At 37.4% G+C, this 13,884-nt stretch carries 10 protein-coding genes and 5 tRNA genes; 1 reads left to right on the top strand and 14 read right to left on the bottom strand.

What is annotated here, in order from left to right; translation table 11 throughout:
- Nucleotides 1–126: 126 nt before the first annotated feature.
- The 5 genes from Q0940_RS12750 to Q0940_RS12730 all read right to left on the bottom strand — a co-directional run bounded on the left by Q0940_RS12750 (nucleotide 127) and on the right by Q0940_RS12730 (nucleotide 599).
- Nucleotides 127–203, bottom strand: a tRNA-Pro gene (locus Q0940_RS12750).
- 17 nt (nucleotides 204–220) lie between these two features.
- A tRNA-Leu gene (locus tag Q0940_RS12745) sits at nucleotides 221–305 on the bottom strand.
- 9 nt (nucleotides 306–314) lie between these two features.
- Nucleotides 315–390 (bottom strand) — tRNA-His (locus Q0940_RS12740).
- 25 nt (nucleotides 391–415) lie between these two features.
- Nucleotides 416–492, bottom strand: a tRNA-Arg gene (locus Q0940_RS12735).
- A gap of 30 nt (nucleotides 493–522) precedes the next feature.
- A tRNA-Pro gene (locus Q0940_RS12730) sits at nucleotides 523–599 on the bottom strand.
- Nucleotides 600–874: 275 nt separating this feature from the next.
- On the opposite strand from Q0940_RS12730, the gene folD reads away from it, so the two are divergent.
- Nucleotides 875–1,729 carry a bifunctional methylenetetrahydrofolate dehydrogenase/methenyltetrahydrofolate cyclohydrolase FolD gene (gene folD / locus Q0940_RS12725; protein WP_299269106.1) on the top strand — a complete coding sequence of 285 codons (855 nt, stop codon included), beginning with the start codon at nucleotides 875–877 and terminating at the stop codon, nucleotides 1,727–1,729.
- A gap of 207 nt (nucleotides 1,730–1,936) precedes the next feature.
- Here the strand turns inward: folD and purF are convergent, their stop codons facing one another.
- The 9 genes from purF to Q0940_RS12680 all read right to left on the bottom strand — a co-directional run bounded on the left by purF (nucleotide 1,937) and on the right by Q0940_RS12680 (nucleotide 13,774).
- Complete coding sequence (purF, locus tag Q0940_RS12720; protein WP_299269104.1) at nucleotides 1,937–3,448, bottom strand: amidophosphoribosyltransferase; 1,512 nt, start codon at nucleotides 3,446–3,448, stop codon at nucleotides 1,937–1,939.
- Between the two features lie 13 nt (nucleotides 3,449–3,461).
- Nucleotides 3,462–3,953, bottom strand: a complete 492-nt coding sequence (locus Q0940_RS12715) for a CvpA family protein (protein WP_299269102.1) — start codon at nucleotides 3,951–3,953, stop codon at nucleotides 3,462–3,464.
- 73 nt (nucleotides 3,954–4,026) lie between these two features.
- Nucleotides 4,027–4,644: an SPOR domain-containing protein gene (locus tag Q0940_RS12710; RefSeq protein ID WP_299269100.1), complete on the bottom strand. Its 618-nt coding sequence runs from the start codon at nucleotides 4,642–4,644 to the stop codon at nucleotides 4,027–4,029.
- 1 nt (nucleotide 4,645) lies between these two features.
- Nucleotides 4,646–5,938: a bifunctional tetrahydrofolate synthase/dihydrofolate synthase gene (gene folC / locus Q0940_RS12705; RefSeq protein WP_299269098.1), complete on the bottom strand. Its 1,293-nt coding sequence runs from the start codon at nucleotides 5,936–5,938 to the stop codon at nucleotides 4,646–4,648.
- The gene (gene accD, locus Q0940_RS12700) at nucleotides 5,939–6,811 is read right to left on the bottom strand and encodes an acetyl-CoA carboxylase, carboxyltransferase subunit beta (RefSeq protein WP_299269096.1); all 873 of its coding nucleotides are present in this window, start codon (nucleotides 6,809–6,811) and stop codon (nucleotides 5,939–5,941) included.
- A gap of 133 nt (nucleotides 6,812–6,944) precedes the next feature.
- On the bottom strand, nucleotides 6,945–7,730 hold the full coding sequence (truA, locus tag Q0940_RS12695; protein ID WP_299269094.1) for a tRNA pseudouridine(38-40) synthase TruA: 786 nt from the start codon (nucleotides 7,728–7,730) through the stop codon (nucleotides 6,945–6,947).
- A 64-nt stretch (nucleotides 7,731–7,794) separates the two neighbouring features.
- A complete protein-coding gene (locus tag Q0940_RS12690) occupies nucleotides 7,795–11,055 on the bottom strand; it encodes a FimV/HubP family polar landmark protein (RefSeq protein ID WP_299269092.1) in 3,261 nt (1,086 codons plus the stop codon).
- 425 nt (nucleotides 11,056–11,480) lie between these two features.
- Nucleotides 11,481–12,500: an aspartate-semialdehyde dehydrogenase gene (locus Q0940_RS12685; RefSeq protein ID WP_299269089.1), complete on the bottom strand. Its 1,020-nt coding sequence runs from the start codon at nucleotides 12,498–12,500 to the stop codon at nucleotides 11,481–11,483.
- Nucleotides 12,501–12,640: 140 nt separating this feature from the next.
- Nucleotides 12,641–13,774: a 4-phosphoerythronate dehydrogenase gene (locus tag Q0940_RS12680; protein WP_299269087.1), complete on the bottom strand. Its 1,134-nt coding sequence runs from the start codon at nucleotides 13,772–13,774 to the stop codon at nucleotides 12,641–12,643.
- Nucleotides 13,775–13,884 lie beyond the last annotated feature (110 nt).

Raw genomic sequence — 13,884 nt, 5'->3', positions numbered from 1 at the left:
TGTCTTTTTAAAAAAGACATGTTAAACAACTGTTTTTGGCTTAATTAATAAGCAAACAGTTAGATTTAATGAAATTTTATACAAAATGAATTACAAAGGGGGGATATTTCTATAATTTTTTTAAGATGGTCGGTGTTGAAGGATTCGAACCTTCGACCCCTTCGACCCAAACGAAGTGCGCTACCAAGCTGCGCTAAACACCGACAATACTTAAAAAAACTGGTGCGGAAAGAGAGACTTGAACTCTCACACCTTGCGATACTGGAACCTAAATCCAGCGCGTCTACCAATTCCGCCACTTCCGCAGAAAAGATTGGGGTGACTGATGGGGCTCGAACCCACGACAACCGGAATCACAATCCGGGGCTCTACCAACTGAGCTACAATCACCACATTTTACATGTCAAGTTAGGAATGGTGCACCCGGTAGGATTCGAACCTACGACCGACGCCTTAGAAGGGCGTTGCTCTATCCAGCTGAGCTACGGGCGCATAACCTACGGGGTATACTCAAAATCAAAATGGTCGGTGTTGAAGGATTCGAACCTTCGACCCCTTCGACCCAAACGAAGTGCGCTACCAAGCTGCGCTAAACACCGACTTTGTTTTTGAGAACTTACTACCTCTCGACAGGGCGGCATAATACGGATATCCCGATTTGCAGTCAAACCTTTTTTTAAAGATTTTTATCGACTGCTGCTTTTTACAGCAAAAGAATATAAAACATTCAATCATTGTCTTTTTGTTAAACAAAATTAATTAAAAATCTAAATTTGTCTTAGCTTTTCTTTGTTTAGCTATAAAAAGGTCATGCTAACTTTTATGAAAGAAGTTACAATTGCCCTACTCCCGGTTATCTATTTATGAGTTATTTATGACGGCAAAATTAATTGATGGCAAAGCCATCGCACAAACAGTGAGAGATAAAGTAAAAACTGGTGTTAGCGCACGAGTTCAAGCAGGAAGACGTCCACCTGGTCTTGCCGTTGTATTAGTAGGACATGATCCTGCCTCTCAAGTTTATGTGGGTAATAAGAAAAAAGCCTGTGATGAAGTTGGTTTTCTTTCTCGTTCTTATGATTTACCAGACACCACAACTGAACAAGAGTTATTGGACTTGGTTAATGAGTTAAACAACGATAAAGAAATTGATGGGATTTTGGTTCAATTACCATTACCTCATGGATTAAACGCTGAAAAAATATTAGAACAGATTCATCCGCATAAAGACGTAGATGGTTTTCATCCTTACAACATTGGTCGTCTAGCTCAAAGAATGCCAGCTCTACGCCCATGCACACCAAAAGGTATTATGACCTTATTAGATAACACCCAATTAAACCTTAAGGGTATGAATGCGGTTGTTGTTGGTGCATCCAATATTGTTGGCCGCCCTATGTCTTTAGAATTGTTATTAGCTGGTTGTACAACAACAGTTTGTCATAAATTCACTAAAGACTTAGAGCAACAAGTAAAACGTGCTGATATCTTAGTGGTTGCCGTTGGAAAGCCTGAATTTATTCCAGGTCATTGGATAAAAGAAGATTCAATTGTAATTGATGTAGGTATTAACCGCTTAAGCAGTGGCAAATTAGTTGGTGACGTACAATTTGATGTGGCAAAAGACCGCGCTCGTTGGATAACACCAGTTCCAGGTGGTGTTGGGCCAATGACAGTCGCCTCTTTAGTAGAGAATACGTTAGAAGCTTGTGAAAAGTTTCATAGTTAGTTTTCACTAACACAGTAATAATTGTATTAATAGCAAGCCAGTTTTTACAACTGGCTTTTTAGTGTTCTTTTTTTAGTGATTAATGGTTAGTAACCGTGGGAAAGTTGCTATTTTTTTTCAATTTAAAAAAACAAAAAAGGCTGTATAAAACAGCCTTTTCTTTATTTTCTAATTTAACGCAAGATAACAATTACATGGAATACGACATTATTCGTCGTTATGTAATTCTAATCCCGTTTCTAATGGTAATGACTTAGATTTGTTTGCATTGTCTTTACGAGTAGATTCAAGAGACTCTAAGTATGCTTGGTCTATATCGTTAGTTATATAGTTGCCATCAAATACTGAAGTTTCAAATTGCGTTAATGCTTTGTTATCACCTTTAACCGCAACAATTAAGTCATCTAACGACTGGAATATTAATTCGTCTGCGCCAATCATTTCAGCAATTTCATCCACTTCACGTCCATGGGCAATAAGCTCATTAACAGAAGGCATATCTATGCCGTATACATTTGGGAAACGAATCTCTGGCGCAGCTGAGGCGAAGTATACTTTATTAGCACCTGCATCTCTGGCCATTTGAATTATCTGTTCAGACGTTGTACCACGCACAACAGAGTCATCAACTAACAACACATTCTTACCTTTGAATTCAACTTCAATGGCATTTAGTTTACGACGCACTGATTTTTTACGTTGTGCTTGTCCTGGCATAATGAAAGTACGACCAACATATCGGTTTTTTACAAAACCTTGACGGTATGGAAGTTCTAACTCATTGGCAATTTCAAGTGCGATATCACAACTTGTTTCTGGTACAGGTATGACAACATCTATGTCTAAGTCAGCCCATTCGCGCTTAATTTTAAGGCCAAGCTGTTCGCCCATTCTTACGCGTGAGCCATAAACAGAGATATCGTTTAATGTTGAGTCTGGACGTGCAAAGTAAACGTATTCAAAAATACAAGGTACGCACTTGGCACCTTCGAAACATTGCTGAGTGTGTAACTCACCAGCTTCTGTAATATAAATCGCTTCACCAGGTGCCACATCTCTAACTAATTTAAAGCCGTCTATATCCAGCGCCACACTTTCTGAAGCAACCATATATTCAACGCCTTGCTCAGTTTCACGCTGACCAAGCACTAAAGGACGAATACCGTTTGGATCTCTAAACGCTAGTAAACCATGACCGATGATCACAGATACAACAGCGTATGCACCACGAATTTGCTTATGAACGCGCGTAACGGCATCAAATACATCTGATACCGATAATTCCATAATTTTTGATTCGCATAATTCATGTGCTAATACGTTTAACAGTAGCTCAGAATCAGAAGTTGTATTGATATGACGACGAGCAACTTTAAAAAGACTTTCTCTTAATTCGTTTGCATTGGTTAGGTTGCCATTGTGAGCCAAGGCAATACCATAAGGTGAGTTTACATAGAATGGTTGGGCTTCAGCGGAGCTAGAGCTACCAGCTGTAGGGTAACGAACATGCCCTATTCCCATATTCCCTTCTAGGCGCTGCATATGACGTTCTTGGAACACATCACGTACAAAGCCATTGGCTTTACGTAATCTGAACTTTCCGTCATCTATAGTGACTATTCCCGCGGCATCCTGACCACGATGTTGTAAAACAGTTAACCCATCATAAATAATTTGATTAACAGGCGATTTACCAACGATACCGACGATACCACACATGATCAGCTCTCCATCAATTTTGTGTAGAAAGTAAACTAGAGTTTTCTTTTAATAATTCAAAAAACCATTCAACTATGAATCTAAATTCTGGAATGAGAATAGATGCTTCCCACCAGGACGCGCTACTCGACGGCGTCATAGTGTCTAAAAATAATAATACTGCTGCTACAATGAGCACACCACGTAATGCGCCAAAAACCATACCCAACATTTTATCAGTGCCAGATAAACCAGTGTAATGGACTATTTCGGAAAGAAGGTGATTGATGAATGCCCCTAAGATCAAGGTGACAACAAATAAGATGGTGATGGCGGCGCCATTTCTTAATAAGTCTTTTTCTATACCGGTGAGGTAAATTGCGAGGTCGGCGTAAAATCGGCTGGCAATAAAAAAACCAGTGATCCATATAGCAAGAGACACAGCCTCTTTTATGAATCCACGGGTTAAACTCACCAGCGCAGATATTACTATGATTGCTAAAATAGCGTAATCAATCCAAACCATATTGACTTATAAACTTATAAAATGGTGGCTAAAATTCGGCGCAAATTCTAACAGACTAAGTAACAAGAGACTACTAATTTATAGGAACAAATTTTGTTATTGTACCGTTTAATCCGGTTAACTCTTTTAAAGTCTTTTGTGCTTCTTCCAAATCTTTACGCTCTAACTCAGGTCCTACAAAAACTTTAGACAATATACCTGACTTAGTTTCTATCGGTCTAATAAACACTTTAAAGCCAGCTTTCTTTAAACGTTTTTCTAGAGCGTCTACATTGCCTTTATGCTTAAAGCTACCTAACTGTAATATCCATGCATCTTTTTTAAAGTCAGCTTTTACAGGCTTAACTTCAATAATAGGTTTTACTGGGACAACTTTAGTCACTACCGTTTTAGTTTTTTTATCTTCTACCGGTTTGGATTCTATCGATTTAGCGTCAGCAACATCTTTCTCTGTTTCATCATCAGCTTTAATTTCAATAACTTGAGGTGCTTTTTTTATTGCGTTTAATACTTCTTCCGTCGGGAAGTCACTAACAATTGGAGACTCTTCAACTTCAGGACGAATTGGAATTTTTTTAAACTCTTCTTTTGTTTGTTGTTTTTCCCCGTCCAATAAGTCCGGTAAAAACACAATACCGGCGATTAACACCAGTAACAAACCAACAATACGTTGTTTAATTAAATTCGTCATACTAATCCTCTTCCTTATTTAGAATCTCGGCGACAGTGTAGAACGATCCGAAGCCAAGTAAAAGACTATCTTTGTTTTGATTTTCATTGGCATACAGCCAAGCAAGTTTTACGCTAGGTAACATAGTGACATTATTTTGTCCCAAACTCTTTAGGATCTCAGAAATGTCTTCTTTTTTTGCTGCTCTGGGATTACCGACTAAGTCGCCGAGAACCCACTCATCAACAACATCAATCATTAACGATAGTGTTTGTTTAATGTCTTTATCTTTCATCATGGCGATAACCGCAGTCACGCTGGATACTGACTTTAATTGATTGTCAGCCAATACCATAGAACGCAAATACTCCACTGCATGTGGATTATGTGCAACGTCAACCATTTGCAATGGTTCTGTGGAAACTATTTGCATTCGACCAGGTAAAGACAATTGCGATAACGTTTGTTCAATATTACCTTGTTCTAAAGTAACACCTAATTTTATTAAGGTAACTAAAGAAGTACAAATATTTTGTTTTGGGATCAAAACATTAGGTAATTTATTGAATCGGATATCATCATAAACAAAATCCCACGTATTTTCTAATAATGACGTATTTAGCTCAAATGAATAATCTTGGCCAAATTGCACAAACTCAGACACCTGATGATTTTTAGCTTGCTGAGCAATAGACTCTATATGCTTAGGCTCACCAACGACTGCTGGCTTGTCTTTGCGAAAAACACCCGCTTTTTCAAACCCTATTTTTTCAATGGTATCCCCAAGCCAATCGATATGATCCAAGCCAATTGAGGTCACCACAGAGACGTCATGTTCTAAAATATTAGTAGCGTCTAAACGACCACCTAAGCCAACTTCTACTAATACATAATCGAGTTGCTTACTCTGCAATAATTTAAAACCAGCTAATGTACCAAACTCAAAATAACTTAAACTTGTCCCTTTACGGTGTTGTTCAATAAAAGAAAATGAGTCGATTAAATCTTGATCTGATGCAGAGCTGCCATTTATACGAACACGTTCGTTATACTCGAACATGTGGGGAGAGCTGTAAACACCTACCGTTTTGCCTAAGCCTAACAGATACTGTTCCATAAAGCGGATAGTTGTGCCTTTACCATTAGTTCCGGCAACTAATACCACCTTGCCTGCATGTAAGTCCTTCACGCTAGCATTTTCAGCCACAGTTAAGACTCGCTCTAAGCCAAGATCTATTTCTTTATTGTGTTGGGATTCCAAATAAAAAAGCCAATCTGAAAGAGATTGGCTTTTAAAAATACATTGTTCTGACATTTATACAGTTCTGTGTTCTTTTTCCAATGATGGTAGTTTACACATTTTTGCAAATAAACGCGCCACTGTATTTCGCATTTCTCTGCGATCTACAATCATATCTATCGCACCGTGTTCTATTAAAAACTCACTACGTTGGAAACCTTCAGGTAGTTTTTCACGTACAGTCTGCTCAATAACACGAGGACCAGCAAAACCGATTAAGGCTTTTGGCTCACCAATATTAATATCGCCTAACATAGCTAAACTGGCTGACACACCGCCCATAGTTGGGTCAGTTAATACCGAAATAAACGGAAGACCTTTTTCGCTTAACTTAGCTAATGCCGCACTGGTTTTTGCCATTTGCATTAATGAGAATAATGCTTCTTGCATACGAGCGCCGCCAGAGGCCGAGAAACAAATAAACGGTATATTTTCTTTAATACAAACGTTCACCGCTTGAACAAACTTTTCACCAACAACGGTAGCCATTGAGCCACCCATAAATGAAAATTCAAATGCAGCTGCAACACAAGGAATGCCTTTAACACGTCCTTTCATTACTATCATTGCATCTTTTTCATTAGTTTGTTTTTGTGCAGCAACAATCCGGTCTTTATAACGTTTGGTATCTTTAAACTTTAATACGTCTTGTGGTTCTAAATCAGCTGCTATTTCTATTTTTTCGCCAGTATCTAAAAATAAATCGAGACGTTTACGTCCGGACAAACGCATGTGATGATCACATTTAGGACAAACGCCTTGTTCTTTTTCTAAATCAATTTTATACAAAATAGATTCACAGCTAGTACATTTAGTCCAAACGCCTTCTGGAATATTACGTTTGGTCGATGTATTTGTTTTTGGAAGAATTTTTTCTATCCAACTCATGTCGTTACTACCCTAAAAAAAATCAAAAAAACTTAGACATAAAATGTGTACTAAGCATGAGAATTAACGCTATTAAACCACAATGTAACAATAAAAAAATCAATAAACTGGTCTTATTAGTGGCAAAGACTACTTAATCAGGGATAAACAAAGGACCAAGGTGTTGATTTGGTAAGCCAAATTCTTCTGGATAATCAACTTTTACCAAATAAAGTCCATTTGGTTTAGCCGTTTCCCCAGCTAAAGTTCTATCTTTTTTAGCTAATAACTCTGCCATCCATTCTATTGGTTTATCACCACGACCTATGGCAATTAAACTGCCTGCAATATTACGAACCATATGATGTAAAAATGCATTTGCTTGAATATCTATAACGATAAAGTGATTAAAGCGATGAACATTTATAAAATGCATAAACCTATTTGGTGTATTAGCTTGGCAATGAGCTGCCCTAAAAGAACTAAAATCGTTTTGCCCAATTAAACATTGTGCAGCTTGATGCATTTTATCTACATCTAAATCACAATAATAATGGCTTAAACCGGTATTAAGTATCGCCGGCCTTAATTTAGAATTGCTGATTATAAAACGGTATCGTCTGGCTGTTGCCGAAAAACGAGCATGAAAGTCGTCTGGGACATGTTTCACCCATGTAACAGCGACAGAATCTGGTAAGATTGTATTAACACCTAAAGTCCATCCTCGATCGGCTCTGATTGAGTCAGTATCAAAATGAACAACTTGGCCTGTTCCATGAACACCTGCGTCAGTGCGACCTGCACAAAATACAGATACTGGATGATTGGCTATTTTTGAAAGCGCCTTTTCTAACTCTTCTTGAACGGTAGTAACATCCCGCTGACGTTGCCAACCATAAAATTGGGCTCCGTCGTATTCCACACCTAGTGCTATTCGCATAAAACTAATCTATTATTTTTAAATAATCATTGATTATAAAAAACTAACTGAGTTAAACAAAGCTTTATTCTTTATCTAACTCTTTTAATAATTCTTGCGCTTCCATTTTAGCTTGCTCATTATCACCTTCTAGTATCTCTGAAATAGCCGTACGAGCACTTTCTTCATCGTCCATATCAATATAAGTTCTGATAATATCAAGGTTAGAACCATAGCCACCTAAGTCTTTATCAACGTCTACAGAACCACGTTCATCATCAAGCTCATCAAAATCATCTAGACCTACATCAACATCTAAATCATCAGAAATGTCAGGTTCATCAAGATCATCAAGTTCATTCATTAACGTATCAACTTTGACATAATCTTTTTGAGCATTAACATCTGCTATATCATCATTGTTTTGTTCTGAGTCAACATCTGAATTATCAAGCTCAACATTTTCTTCTTCACTGCTATTGGCTGACTCTTCCTCAGTTTCCGATAACTCTGATAATAATTGATCAAAATCCGAGTTCTCTAATTCATCAATATCAATTTCTTCATCACTTGGCTCAACATCAGGGTCAAGCTCAGTTTCTGGGTCTGCATCAAATTCAATATCGTCATCAGATTCCACATCAAGTTCAGCTTCAACGTCATTTTTTACGTCAAGTTCAACGTCTGGCTCAAGTTCAACCTCTGGCTCAAGTTCAACCTCTGGCTCTAACTCGTTGTCAGTTTCTACGGTATTATTATCATCTTCTAATAAATCATTAATGTCTGTTTCATCAAAACTATTACTTATTAAGTCTTCATCGGTTAATAGTTCTTCCGCTGATTCATCTGATTCACTTACCAGAGAATTAATATCCATCTCTGCCGAATCTTCATTGGTTTCGTCTTGTTCTAGCTCAGGGTCTTCACTATTAATTTCATCTGTACCAACACTTAAATCATCACCAAGCTCATCAATAACAACATTATCAGCATCGTTTGATACGAGCTCGTCATCCAATTCAGATCCACCTAGCTCTAAATCTGGGTAAACATCTTCCAATGCTCTTTTGTCATCATCAGTTTCTATATCAGAACTAACGTCTGTATCTAACTCATCACCCAAGTCATCAATTGAAATTTCATTATCTTCATCTTCGTCAAATTCAGAATTAGAATCCAACTCGTCTAGATCTAGTTCATCTAATTCAGAGTCAAGTTGTTCATCCTCAACTTCAGTATCTAATTCAGTTTCTTCAGCCTCATCCAAGTTTAATTCTGGGTATGAATCCAGCTCTAAACTTGCTTCAAGATCTTGCTCAGGCAAGTCACTCTCTTGCTCAGATTCATTTAAATCTACCGCTGCAGACTCAACATTACCTTCAATGTCTTCGTCTGATCCAGCGTCTTCGTCTGATCCAGCGTCTTCGTCTGAGCCAGCGTCTTCGTCTGAGCCAGCGTCTTCGTCTGAGCTAGCGTCTTCGTCTGAGCCAGCGTCTTCGTCTGATCCAGCATCTTCGTCTGATCCAGCATCTTCGTCTGATCCAGCGTCTTCGTCTGAGCTAGCATCTTCGTCTGAGCCAGCGTCTTCGTCTGAGCTAGCGTCTTCGTCTGATCCAGCATCTTCGTCTGATCCAGCTAATTCAATGTCATCTTCTGACAATTCCTCGTCGAGTAAATTGTCTATATCAAATTCATCGTCTTCTTCGATTAAGTCATCAGGATCAATCTCGGCTGATATATCATCAACATCAGCTTCAGAGGCTTCTTCATCTAATACATTATCTATATCAAATTCGTCTTCTGTTTCAGGAAGCTCTTCATCCAATACATTATCTATATCAAATTCGTCATCTGTTTCAGAAAGTTCTTCATCCAATACATTATCTATATCAAATTCATCTTCGTCTTCATCAAAATCTAATTCATCATCGTCATTTGTATTGATGCCAAGTTCATCCATGATCGCATCAACATCATCTACGCTAGTGTCTAAAACTTCATCTTCATCAATTTCAGTTTCATCTATTTCAATTTCGTCAACGTCGTCTCCATCAGATTCAGAAACATCATCCTCATCTAAGAGTTCTTCGATATCACCCGCATCTAGTACATTATCAACATCGAAACCGTCTTCGTCACCTGTACTTTCATCTGGAATGAGATCTTCACTTAACAATTCGTCTAAATCACTCTCAGCCAGGCCCTCACTATTTAAATCATCGTCCAACAAAACATCGTCATCGTCAGCTGATAATAAATCGTCATCTTCAAAAGAGTCGTCTAGTAAATCAAGATCATCATCTAATTCAATTGAGTCATCTAACGAGTCACTCATATCTAAATCAGACAAGGCATCATTTAAATCCCCCATTGAGTCTGTCGAGTAATCATCTGTACTCGGTGAAGATGAGAAGTCTTGATTAAGTATTGATGGCTGATCTAATAATTCACTGTCTGCATTTTTCTTCTCATCTTTCTTACGTAAGTAATACATGGCACCAAATAAAACTAATAATGCAGGTATTACTGATAGCATTATCATGCCTAAGGTTGTCTTGAAGAAATTAGCGAGTTGGTTACCTAAAGATTGACTATCTTCAAACTCTCTTGCTTGGGCCATTTCAAGTTGAGTTTGTGTCATATTAATAATTTTATTTAACTGGTCAGTTAATAATTGTCTGTGTTCTATTTCTGCACTTAGGTCTTGCTCTAACAAACCTATCTTGTCACCTAGTACGGTTAACTTGTCTTGATTGGTTTGGCTTTCTTCTAAAACGTTTTCAATTGTTTTTACTGAGGTTGAGAATTTTTGCTGTAAATTATCAAACTTTACCGCTTGCTCAACACTGGCTTCTTTAATTTTTTCGGATAATTCGTCTTTAGCCTGTTTTAAATCTTGCTGTTTAGCGTCTTCTATTGGACTCAATAGTCTTTCTTGTTGGCCTGCGGTAAATGTACCGTTCATTCTTGCCGCCCAAAGTTCACTATCAGCATCAACTCTGCGTTTTGCATAATTAGGATCGATAGCTTTTACTTCACGATGGCTTGGGATATCAAGAAATACGCCATCGTAAAGGCCATTCAAATTTTCAAACTCAAAGGCTCTAGGGTTTTTTCTTAAAATAGCGATCATTACTTGGTTGACGGTAACGTCATTTTTAAAGCGGAACTTATTGGCTAGTTTCCAAATTGTATCTTTTTCAGACGTTGGGCCGTACTGAACCCCAATTTCGCCATAGTCAACGCCTTTAGGGCCTCTTAATTTTGACTCAGATTTAGCAAAAGTTTGACCAGTAAAAATACTAGTAACTATAAGAACAATAAGGACTTTAAGGCATAATCGCATTAACTAACTTCCAAAATATTTTACAAAAATGATAGACGAATTATCGAGTTACAATAAAAATTACAGCACTCGATAGATCAAAATACAAGTAAATTTAAACACTATTACAATTTCAAAGCAAAGCACATACCAGTTTTATTCAAAATAAAACTCACTATCTATCAATTTAGCTTAAAAATACTTTATTTCGAACATAGAATCTGTTGCTCTTTAAATATGAATTGTTTGAATCCAAAGCTTTTTGTTCGTAGCGTTAATCTTCAGGTCTAATGAGCTAAATCAATGTTCAGCAAAGCTTCTGCATCCAGCTCCCCTCTTAACTACATCTACCTAGGCAACAAAAAGTAAGAGTAACACACACTATATCGACCAAAAAAAAAGCCTCTTTAGTTTTATTAAAGAGGCCTTTTTTATATTAATGTAAATTATAGATAATCAGCAATAAGTACTTCTGCTATTTGGATACTATTTGTTGCCGCACCTTTACGTATATTGTCCGCTACAACCCATAAATTAATTCCATTTGGGTGTGAAATATCTTCACGAACACGACCAACAAACGTCGTATCTTGACCACTGGCATGTGTAACTTGTGTTGGATAATCAGTACTATCAGGCATTAAAGTTACACCTGGTGCTTGCTCAAGCACATTTTTTATATCGTCAGCGGTAACCGGTTGACGTAATTCTAAATGAATTGCTTCGGCGTGACCGTAAAACACAGGCACACGAACTGCCGTTGGGTTAACGCCAATAGAGTCATCGCCAAATATTTTATGAGTTTCCCACACCATTTTCATTTCTTCTTTGGTGTAGCCGTTATCTTCAAACACATCAATTTGAGGAATAACGTTAAATGCCATTTGCATTGGAAAGATTTTTGACTCAACTGGACGGCCATTCATTAACTGTGCCGTTTGCCCAACTAATTCATCTACTGCTGACTTGCCAGCGCCACTTACTGACTGGTAAGTACAAACATTAATACGGTCAATGCCGTACGCGTCATGAATTGGTTTTAACGCTACTAACATTTGAATAGTAGAACAGTTAGGGTTTGCAATAATATTTCTATTTCTAAAATCAGCAACCGCTTGTGGGTTCACTTCTGGAATAACAAGAGGAATATCAGGTTCATAACGGAAGTGTGATGTGTTATCAATAACGACACAGCCTTGCTCAGCAGCAATTGGCGCATACTTAGCTGAAACATCACCACCAGCAGAAAACAATCCTATGTGGGCTTTAGTCCAGTCAAAATCATCAACATTTAATACTTCAACGTCTTTACCCTTAAACTTAATAGTCGAACCGGCTGAACGAGCGCTAGCTAAAGGAAACAATTCCCCTACTGGGAAATTTCTTTGTTCTAAAATTTCTATTAGGTTTTGACCAACTAGTCCAGTGGCACCTAATATTGCGACATTATATTTTTGTTCTGACATTTTAATACTCTGCTGTTGAATGATGTTTATCCCCGTTTAACTTAAGTTAATAACTTAGATAGTTACTTACTTAAGTTAAACGGGCCATAAACATTTATTTTATTGATTAGTAATTTTTATTAAAACTACCGTCTAGACGTCTAAACGTCAAACCCTATTTGTAAAAAATTTAAACCTTTTTCATTATTAGATATACGTTCTAATTTCAACGATGACCATTCGCGTCTAATCGGATAATTTTTGCGTAACCAATCAAAGCCTTTTACCGCTAATAAATTTCTAAATAAAGCATCATCTCGCCTTGGATCGTAAACCAAATGAACCACTTGTTTTAATTGATTCACCTCTTGTTCTTGGTTATTTAATACAAGCTTAGTAACGCTTGGTATTGGTAATAGCTCATCCAATTTTTTAACAATAGGTAAACCCAAGTGCTGACACACAGCTTGATATAGCATTTCTGTGCCACGAGCTTTGCCTTCTAAGCTGTACCCTGCAATATGGGCACTTGCGATATCAGTATATTCAATAAGTTCTAATAGCGGGTTAGGTTCATTCTCCCATACGTCTAATACCAGCTTAATGGTTAACTCTTGGTTTTTATCACGGCGATGTATTTCATTTAGCAAAGCTTGGTTATCAATTACTTCACCACGGCTCGCATTTATTAAACAAACGTCTTGTTTTAGTAACTGAATATTATCCTCATTTAATAAATGAAAACTTGGGTGGTTGCCGCTTGCGGTTAACGGGGTATGAAAAGTGACAACGTCGGCATGCGTTAACGCGTGATCTAACGAGACAAACCCATCTTCCGTTTGTTCTCTGACTGGATCACATAATATTAAGTTAATGTCTAATGCCATTAACTTTTTCTGTAGCGATTTACCAATATTGCCAACACCTATAATAGCGACTGTTTTAGTTAGTAAATCAAAATGATATTTTTCAGCTAATACATACAAAGATGAGATAACATATTCAGCAACGGATATTGCATTACAGCCGGGAGCGGAGGTAAATGTAACGTTTTTGTTTGCCAACAAGGTTTTATCTATATGATCTTCACCTATGGTTGCCGTACCAACAAAAGATAACTTATCCGCTTTTGACAATAATGCCTGATTGACCTTAGTGATGGAGCGCACTAAAAGAATATCCGCGGTAGTCATTTGCTCTGCGGTTAGCTCGCGTCCAGCAAAGCGAGTTATCTCACCAATATCTGAAAAAAAGTCGTCAGCGTAAGGAATGTTTTCATCTATAAATATGTTCATTGCACATCTTTTTCAAAGCTATAAAAAAACCTGAAACATCATACGATATTTCAGGTTTTTAAGAACCAAATAAATTTCAATTTATTTAATTCATATTTCTATAATTGAGC

The sequence above is a fragment of the uncultured Psychrosphaera sp. genome, from assembly GCF_947500655.1.
Taxonomy (GTDB): Bacteria; Pseudomonadota; Gammaproteobacteria; order Enterobacterales; family Alteromonadaceae; genus Psychrosphaera.
The sequence above is the reverse complement of the archived record's forward strand: the minus strand, read 5'-3'. Positions and strand labels throughout refer to the sequence as shown.

Excerpts from the sequence above, each read along its gene's own strand:
- folD (WP_299269106.1), top strand. The coding sequence starts at position 875 with ATGACGGCAAAATTAATTGATGGCAAAGCCATCGCACAAACAGTGAGA.
- purF (WP_299269104.1), bottom strand. The coding sequence starts at position 3,448 with ATGTGTGGTATCGTCGGTATCGTTGGTAAATCGCCTGTTAATCAAATT.
- Q0940_RS12715 (WP_299269102.1), bottom strand. The coding sequence starts at position 3,953 with ATGGTTTGGATTGATTACGCTATTTTAGCAATCATAGTAATATCTGCG.
- Q0940_RS12710 (WP_299269100.1), bottom strand. The coding sequence starts at position 4,644 with ATGACGAATTTAATTAAACAACGTATTGTTGGTTTGTTACTGGTGTTA.
- folC (WP_299269098.1), bottom strand. The coding sequence starts at position 5,938 with ATGTCAGAACAATGTATTTTTAAAAGCCAATCTCTTTCAGATTGGCTT.
- accD (WP_299269096.1), bottom strand. The coding sequence starts at position 6,811 with ATGAGTTGGATAGAAAAAATTCTTCCAAAAACAAATACATCGACCAAA.
- truA (WP_299269094.1), bottom strand. The coding sequence starts at position 7,730 with ATGCGAATAGCACTAGGTGTGGAATACGACGGAGCCCAATTTTATGGT.
- Q0940_RS12690 (WP_299269092.1), bottom strand. The coding sequence starts at position 11,055 with ATGCGATTATGCCTTAAAGTCCTTATTGTTCTTATAGTTACTAGTATT.
- Q0940_RS12685 (WP_299269089.1), bottom strand. The coding sequence starts at position 12,500 with ATGTCAGAACAAAAATATAATGTCGCAATATTAGGTGCCACTGGACTA.
- Q0940_RS12680 (WP_299269087.1), bottom strand. The coding sequence starts at position 13,774 with ATGAACATATTTATAGATGAAAACATTCCTTACGCTGACGACTTTTTT.